The 7,534-nt window shown below is 65.4% G+C and carries 8 protein-coding genes and 1 tRNA gene; 7 read left to right on the top strand and 2 right to left on the bottom strand.

Going from position 1 to position 7,534, the window contains the following annotated elements; translation table 11 throughout:
- Window positions 1-303: hypothetical protein (locus J2X65_RS26710; RefSeq protein ID WP_310208498.1), on the top strand; the 303-nt coding region annotated here is incomplete at its 5' end.
- A gap of 448 nt (window positions 304-751) precedes the next feature.
- On the opposite strand, the gene J2X65_RS26705 is transcribed toward J2X65_RS26710, so the two are convergent.
- Window positions 752-1,636, bottom strand: a complete 885-nt coding sequence (locus J2X65_RS26705; RefSeq protein WP_310208496.1) for an N-formylglutamate amidohydrolase — start codon at window positions 1,634-1,636, stop codon at window positions 752-754.
- Between the two features lie 250 nt (window positions 1,637-1,886).
- Here J2X65_RS26705 and cpdR point away from each other — a divergent pair, with 250 nt between their 5' ends.
- The 3 genes from cpdR (at window position 1,887) to J2X65_RS26690 (ending at window position 3,108) form a co-directional block, all read left to right on the top strand.
- Window positions 1,887-2,246 carry a cell cycle two-component system response regulator CpdR gene (cpdR, locus tag J2X65_RS26700; RefSeq protein ID WP_213361942.1) on the top strand — a complete coding sequence of 120 codons (360 nt, stop codon included), beginning with the start codon at window positions 1,887-1,889 and terminating at the stop codon, window positions 2,244-2,246.
- Window positions 2,247-2,396: 150 nt separating this feature from the next.
- A tRNA-Val gene (locus J2X65_RS26695) sits at window positions 2,397-2,471 on the top strand.
- A gap of 367 nt (window positions 2,472-2,838) precedes the next feature.
- Window positions 2,839-3,108, top strand: coding sequence for a hypothetical protein (locus tag J2X65_RS26690; protein ID WP_310208491.1), 270 nt, complete (start codon window positions 2,839-2,841; stop codon window positions 3,106-3,108).
- A 63-nt stretch (window positions 3,109-3,171) separates the two neighbouring features.
- Here J2X65_RS26690 and J2X65_RS26685 read toward each other — a convergent pair whose 3' ends face one another.
- Complete coding sequence (locus tag J2X65_RS26685; RefSeq protein ID WP_310208488.1) at window positions 3,172-3,948, bottom strand: histidine phosphatase family protein; 777 nt, start codon at window positions 3,946-3,948, stop codon at window positions 3,172-3,174.
- A 142-nt stretch (window positions 3,949-4,090) separates the two neighbouring features.
- Here J2X65_RS26685 and J2X65_RS26680 point away from each other — a divergent pair, with 142 nt between their 5' ends.
- The 3 genes from J2X65_RS26680 (at window position 4,091) to J2X65_RS26670 (ending at window position 7,432) form a co-directional block, all read left to right on the top strand.
- Window positions 4,091-5,929, top strand: coding sequence for a M3 family oligoendopeptidase (locus J2X65_RS26680; RefSeq protein WP_310208485.1), 1,839 nt, complete (start codon window positions 4,091-4,093; stop codon window positions 5,927-5,929).
- Between the two features lie 129 nt (window positions 5,930-6,058).
- Window positions 6,059-7,000 (top strand): DUF3445 domain-containing protein, encoded by a 942-nt coding sequence (locus J2X65_RS26675; protein WP_310208482.1) that lies wholly within the window; start codon window positions 6,059-6,061, stop codon window positions 6,998-7,000.
- A 138-nt stretch (window positions 7,001-7,138) separates the two neighbouring features.
- The gene (locus J2X65_RS26670; RefSeq protein ID WP_310208479.1) at window positions 7,139-7,432 is read left to right on the top strand and encodes an aa3-type cytochrome c oxidase subunit IV; all 294 of its coding nucleotides are present in this window, start codon (window positions 7,139-7,141) and stop codon (window positions 7,430-7,432) included.
- The last annotated feature ends 102 nt before the right edge of the window (window positions 7,433-7,534 follow it).

The following is a 7,534-nucleotide window of genomic DNA, read 5'->3' as shown; positions in this document are numbered from 1 at the left end:
CTCCGCCCACAAATCATCCGGAAGCAGCTTCTTCACCATGAAGCCAAACTCAAGCCGACATGGTTAACAAACGGTTTTGTTAGGCGCTCTAAGTCGTGCGATCGCTGCGGCGGTATTGAAGAGGCGTGCTTCAGGCCGGGCCACTCGCGTGCTCGGGTCAAACAAAAGGCCGGAACGGCTTTCTGCCATTCCGGCCGTCACTCCGACCCATACGATACGCACGATCTCGCCAGAGAGAGGGCACCTACCGCGACAAATCAGCCACACCTGTCATTTGGTTGTATCTGGTATGCCAGAAAATGATGCCTGCCGCCTTGATTAATCCGCAATGCGCCTTCATCTTCTGTCTCGCACGCAGCGATTGGCGTCGCTCCGTGCAGCCCTCCTTGGGCGTTTCCTCCCTAGACTTGGGCCGCTCTCCTTCGTGTGAGCGGCCTCTTTCTTTTGTGCCTTCGGCATCGGTCCGGGGCGTGGCGGCTAGGAGCCGTCTTGTCGCGTTCCCGGCGATCCCATCGGCATGATGTCTTGCGACACCCGGAAGAGGGCCGGCTCGTTTCCGTATCGCGCTTCCATCCACGGCGTCGCCGTCGTGGCCTGATATCCCGCAGCGGGGATGGGGAAGCGCTCCGTCAGAACCGAGCGTGCAGAATTGGTATATCTCTCATTCCCAAAATGCAAGGCTGATCTGCGGCGATTTGCATCGTCCGATAAAAAATCGTCATGTCTCTCGTAAGGCGATGAAAGATCTGGATTATTCCGCCGCCGCCCGCGCGGGCGCTAGTTCCAGATGCGCGATGGCCGCCAATGCGCGGGCCACCAGAATGAGGTCGCGCTGCACATTTTCGAAATGCTCGCTGCGCTGATAGGTGCGTTCGTTCATGTAAAGCGCACGGTTGATCTCGATCTGCACCGCATGCATCCCCGAGGCCGGGTTGCCGTAATGCTCGGTGATGAAGCCGCCGGCATAGGGCTTGTTGCGCACCACCGAATAGCCCAGCCGCCGCAGTTCGCCCTCGATGCAGTCGGGGATCGCCCCGGCGCAGCTGGTGCCGTAGCGGTCGCCGATCACCATGTCGACGCGGGCGCGCTCGTCGCGGCCGCCGCCCGAGGGCATGGAGTGGCAGTCGACCAGTACCGCGATGCCGAAGCTGCGCTGCATCTGCACCATCATCCGGCGCAGGGTGCGGTGATAGGGCTTGTAATAGGCCTCGATGCGGGCCATCGCGTCATCGACCGGGATGCGCCGGCCATAGATCTCCTGCTGCTCGCCGACCACGCGGGCGATCGTGCCGAGCCCGCCGGACACCCGCATCGAGCGGGTATTGGCATAGGCCGGCAGCCGGCCGTCGAACATGCGCGGGTCAAGCTCGTAGGGCTCGCGGTTCACGTCGAGATAGCAGCGCGGGAAATGCGCGCGCATGAAGCCCATGCCGAGCTCGGTGACCGGCCGAATCAGCTCGTCGACCAGCGAATCCTCGGAGCGGCGCAAGGTGGGCATGTCGAGCCGCACCTGATCGAGGAAGGCCCGCGGGTAGATGATGCCGCTATGGGGCGAATTGAACAGGAATGGCGCGACGGCGGGGTCGGGCTCCACGACCTCGAAGGCCGGATCTATCGTCTCCGATATGATCGCCATCTGCCCGACGTTGGCTCCCTCTTGGGCGCGCTCTATCCGGCGCGCCTGTCATCTATCTGTCTAACACGCACACGAGGTCGGTGGAACGGTCGGCAATGTTTCAGAAAGCACGTATCGTTCACACCGGCGTGGATTCACGATGTGCTAACAGCCGGCGCGGTACCCGGTATGCGAAACATGCGGGGAGTTCCCCGGCGTTGCGGGCGGGCAACCGGCCGATCGCCCCGCTCCCGAATCCGAGGTGACGTCGATGCTGAAGATCCTGCTGGCCGAAGACGACAATGATATGCGCCGCTTCCTGGTGAAGGCGCTGCAGAATGCCGGCTATTCGGTCGTGTCATTCGACAATGGCCGCTCGGCCTATGACCGGCTGCGCGAGGAGCCGTTCGAATTGCTGCTGACCGATATCGTGATGCCGGAGATGGATGGCATCGAGCTTGCCCGCAAGGCGACGGAACTCGACCCGGACATCAAGGTGATGTTCATCACCGGTTTCGCGGCGGTGGCGCTGAATGCCGACAGCCAGGCGCCCAAGGATGCGAAGATCCTGTCGAAGCCGTTCCATCTGCGCGACCTCGTCAACGAGGTCGGCAAGATGCTGGCGGCGTGAAGACGGCGATGTAGAGACGGCGTGCGGCGCCGTCGTCGCGGGCCGCGTCATCCCCAGCCCGGTTTCGAAGCCGATGCGGGGTGCTTGCGCCGGACGCGGCTTGTGGTTATAGGGGTGCCCGCCGGGCCGCCCCGGCATCCCGGACGGAATGGGCGCGTAGCTCAGCGGGAGAGCACCTCGTTGACATCGAGGGGGTCACAGGTTCAATCCCTGTCGCGCCCACCATTCCGGCCAATTTCTCAGCAGATATCTGTTCGCGCAAGCGGCTGCATCAGGCACGCTTGCTCGCCTGGCTACCGACATCGCCGCCACCACTTGGCCGCTGGCGGGATCGCTCGCGCGCGTCGGCCGGAATGCGCATGAAACATCTCAAGTAAGATATTCGCAAAATTGTTCCATTGTCGTGGCTGTGGTGCGCAGGTCTTGCCGTGCAGCCTCTCGCCCGGAGCCTGTTGAGGCGGGCCTGTGGCCGCCTTTTCGTCGCCACGCGAAGACGATGAAGCGGCCGGCATGTATAAATTCGCCGGCGCCGTGAAACAAAAGGCCCACTCCCGCATTGATTGAGCAGTTCAATACTCATCGGGAGGTAATGATGATCTCGAAGAAGCTTGGCATTGCCGCGCTCGCCGCCATGGTCGTCCTGCCGGTTTTCGCCACCGCGCCGGTGCATGCCACCACCACGGCGATCAGTCCGTTGCCCGCCATCGGCAGCGAAGAGCAGAAGGAAGTGCGTGAGCGCGAGCGCGTGCGTCGCCAGCAGGTCCGGCAGAATCGTCACAACGGCCTGTTCGAGCCGATCTTCGCGCCGCTCTACAAGGGCTACAACTCGCCCGGCCAGCAGTTGAAGCGCGCCGTCGACTAAGTCGTCTGAGCCTCGGACCCGGACTACGCACGCTCTCCCCGGTGTGCGTTGGGGGGTGAAGGATCAGTTGCAGCCGGAACCGGCGGGCAACGGTTCCTTCGCCCCCCAGTCGTTTGACGGCAGCGCCGCGTAGGGCGGCTGGAAATACTGGCGCACGACACGGAACCGCGACGGCAATTGGGCGGTGTTGCTGTCGTAGTCGAGAATCCAGAAGAAATTGAAGTTGGAATCCGGCCAGGTATCCGGCACCCCGCCCGGCGAATTCACGATCCGCGCCGGCGGGATCTCGCCGAGCCGCAGCAATTGCCGCAGGGTCGCCTTCTCGGCGGGGAACTCGGCTTCCAGCGCCGCGCTGGCGATGTGGAAATGCTCCCACACCATGACCACGGTCTTACTGTGCCAGCGCGGATTGGCCATCAGATCCGCAACCACCTCCTGGTTCACCTTGTTGAGCTTGGCGTTGAAGTAGCGGTTGTTGCGGATCGGCACATGGGCGATCGCCGGTGCATCCAGCTTCATCCCCCAGGCCTTGCCGATCGGCCGCGCCGTCTCCAGCGTGTGCAGGGTCATCACCATGATAGCCGCCGGCGGATCCTTGGCGATCAGGCTCATCGGGCTGGTCGGCGAGAGATATTGCGCCGCCAGTGCCTGCGCCCGTTCCTTGCCGATGCTGCACAGCGCGAGCGGCCCGGCCTTCTCGCCGTGCCGCACGATGACGATGCGTTTTGGTGCCGCTTCGGCCGGCCGGGGCGCGGTTCCTGCGGCGGCGCCGGCAAGGAGGAGGGCGGCCGCGGCGCGGCCGAAGCGGGAGGATGCGGAACGACGGGCGGCGGGTTTCATGGCGGGAGCCGTGTGGAGCGCGGTGTCCCGTCACCATGATGCGCCGGCGGGAAGCGATCAAGAGCGTGCACCGCGCATTGATCCCCGACGGTCCCGCACGATATCTGTTGCACCCCCTGAGAAACCTCCCGCCGGAGTCGTCATGTTTCCCCGTCAGAACCGTCATTCCGCCCTGTCCCCCACCTCGGACGGAGGCGTCGCGCTCGGCAAGCTGCCCCAGTGGGACCTCTCCGACCTCTATCCCGGCATGGATTCGCCCGAGCTGAAGGCCGATCTCGACCGCGCCAAGGCCGAGTGCGACGGTTTCGAGCAGGCTTACAAGGGCCGGCTCGCAGCGATGCTCGACGGCATCGATGCCGGCGGCGAGATGGCCAAGGCGCTCAAGCGCTACGAGGGCGTCGAGGAGTTGCTCGGCCGGCTGTATTCCTATGCCGGCCTGGTCTATTCCGGCGACACCACCGATCCGGTCCGTGCCAAGTTCTATGGCGACGTGCAGGAGAAGCTCACCGACGCCTCCACCCACCTGCTGTTCTTCACGCTGGAGCTGAACCGGCTCGACGACGGCAAGATGGAAGCGGCGCTGGCCGATCCCGCCTTCGGCCATTACCGGCCGTGGATCGACGATGTGCGCGCCGACAAGCCCTACCAGCTCGAGGACCGCATCGAGCAGCTGTTCCACGAGAAGGGTGTGACCTCGCGCGGCGCCTGGAACCGCCTGTTCGACGAGACCATTGCCGGGCTGCGCTTCGAGGTGGACGGCAAGAGCCTGCCGCTGGAGCCGACGCTGAACTATCTCGCCGAGCCGGAGGAAAAGAAGCGCAAGGCCGGCGCCGAGGCGCTGGCGAAGGTGTTCGGCGAGAATCAGCGCCTGTTCACCCTCATCACCAACACGCTCGCCAAGGACAAGGACATCTCCGATCGCTGGCGCGGCTTCCAGGATATCGCCGATTCGCGGCATCTGGCGAACCGTGTCGAGCGCGAGGTGGTCGATGCGCTGGTGGCCTCGGTTCACGAGGCCTATCCGCGGCTGTCGCACCGCTACTACAAGCTGAAGGCCAAATGGTTCGGCAAGGACAAGCTGGAATATTGGGACCGCAACGCGCCGCTGCCCAAGGTCGAAACCAGGCCGATCGCCTGGGACGAGGCGCGCGACACCGTGCTCGGCGCCTATTCCACCTTCTCGCCGCGCATGGCCGACATCGCCCGCGACTTCTTCGACAAGAGCTGGATCGACGCCGGCGTGCGGCCGGGCAAGGCGACGGGTGCCTTCGCCCATCCGACCGTTCCCTCGGTGCATCCCTATGTGCTGCTCAACTATATGGGCAAGCCGCGCGACGTGATGACGCTCGCCCATGAGCTCGGCCATGGCGTGCATCAGGTGCTGGCCGGCCCGAACGGCGCGCTGATGGCGCCGACCCCGCTGACGCTGGCAGAGACCGCCTCGGTGTTCGGCGAGATGCTCACCTTCCGCCGGCTGCTCGACGCCGCGCCCGACAAGGCGGCGCGCAAGGCGATGCTGTCCTCCAAGGTGGAGGACATGATCAATACGGTGGTACGCCAGATCGCCTTCTACACCTTCGAGCGGCGCATCCACACCGAGCGCAAGTCCGGCGAGCTCACCGCCGAGCGCATCTGCGAGATCTGGATGGACGTGCAGTCCACCAGCCTCGGCGAGGGCATCCATCTCGGGCCGGGCTACGAGACCTACTGGGTCTATATCGGCCACTTCATCCACTCGCCGTTCTATGTCTATGCCTATGCTTTCGGCGATTGCCTGGTGAACTCGCTCTACGCGGTCTACGAGAACGCCGCCGAAGGCTTCGCCGAGCGCTACCTCGCCATGCTGGCGGCGGGCGGCACCAAGCATCATTCCGAGCTGCTGAAGCCGTTCGGCCTCGATGCCCGCGATCCGGCCTTCTGGCAGACCGGCCTCAACCTCATCGACCGGATGATCGGCGAACTGGAGGCGATGGAAGGCTGACCCGCCGCGGCGCCGGCAGGGCCGCGTGCGGACCTTGCCGGCCACGTGTCATGAGTGCCCGGATTTTGGGCTTGCCCTGCCGGCGGCTGCGGGCGGACAAATCGGCATTCACTGCCGGGAAGCCCACGCATGTCCGCCGTCGCCGAACCCTTCACGCATACCCCTTTCGACGGCTCCAGGAAGCCGTTCTCCATCGCTCTGGCGCCGCTCGATCTCGCCGAGTGGATCGAGCCGGATCCGCACCTCGCCGCGACGCTTGCCGAGCGCGCCCGGCTGCTCGCCGAAAAGCGCGACGTCGTCCTGCGCGAGGAAGCCGGCACCCGCGCCTCCCAGCGCGAGGTGCTGGAACTGCTGGTCGCCCATCTGGTCGAGCGCTTCCCGGAGCGCTACCGGCTCGATGGACGTCGGCTGGCGGTCCTCCCCGCGGGTCTCACTATCGACCTCGACGATGAGAGCGAGCCGCCCCTGGCCATTGCCGGCCGCATCGTCTCCGACGACCTGCTGCTGCTTACCCCCGGCCCCCAGGGCTACCGGCTGGTGGCGGCGGTGCTGTGCTTCCCCTCCGCCTGGTCGCTGGCGGAGAAGTTCGGCCAGTCGCTGGATGGGCTGCACGCCGCCGTCCCCGGCTATCCCGACAAGATGGCGCGGGTGATGAACCGCATCTTCGACAATCTCAAGGTCGAGCAGCCGGTGTGGCGGGTGAACTGGTCGATCTATCCCGACGACGAGCTGCACCATCCCGAATCCAAGGAACGCCCGCGCGACTGGTTCGAGGATCCCGCCAATCTCGACGCCGCCGCCTTCGTGCGCGTCGAGCGCCAGACGCTGCGGCGGCTGCCGTCGAGCGGCGATCTCTTGTTCACCGTGCGCATCCATGTCGATCCGTTCGAAGCGTTCCGCCGCCATCCGGAAGGCCGCGAGCTGGCGGCCCGCCTGCGCGAGCAGATCCTGTCGCTCGATCCGGCGCAGCTGGCCTACAAGGCGCTGACCGAGCACCGCGACGCGGTGGCCGCGGCACTCGCCGCCATCGCCGAGGCGCCGGTGGCGGCGCCCAGCGCGGCGACGGCCTGACGTCGTCGCGGCGGCGCGGCGCGATGCTGCGCGACGCCTTGACGCGCCCGCGGCCATCGGCCTCCCCGGCGTTGCCGCAGGGGACGACTTCCGCTAAAGCGGACGGTGGCTGACATTATCCATTAGAAGGGGGGTCGCATGGCTGACCACGGAGCGCCCGAATACGCCACCGCCACCGGCAATGATTATGCCGAACATGAGGGCACCTATGGCTTCTTCGTGAAGCTCACCCTCGTCAGCACGCTGTCGATCTGCAGCCTCATGGTCGCTCTGGCGATCGGCGGCGTGAACGGGCACTGGGGGCTGTTCTCGCTGGCGACGCTGGCCATCATCGTGAGCACCGCCATCGGCCTTGCCTCCGAGAGCGGCAAGCCGGGCATCATCGGCGGGCTTCTGGGCCTGCTGGTGCTGCTGCTGATCGTCACATCGTGAGTAATGTCATGCGCATATCGGTATTTTGCGAGCCTGGGTTTGAGCCGCGGGTTTCGGCGTCGGTTGAGACGTTGAAGCGGCTTGCCGGTCTTGGCGGGGAGG

Origin of the sequence: Ancylobacter sp. 3268, from assembly GCF_031456575.1 — a bacterium.
Taxonomy (GTDB): domain Bacteria; phylum Pseudomonadota; class Alphaproteobacteria; order Rhizobiales; family Xanthobacteraceae; genus Ancylobacter.
Note: the sequence above shows the minus strand (reverse complement) of the source record. Positions and strands in the feature narration are given on the sequence as shown.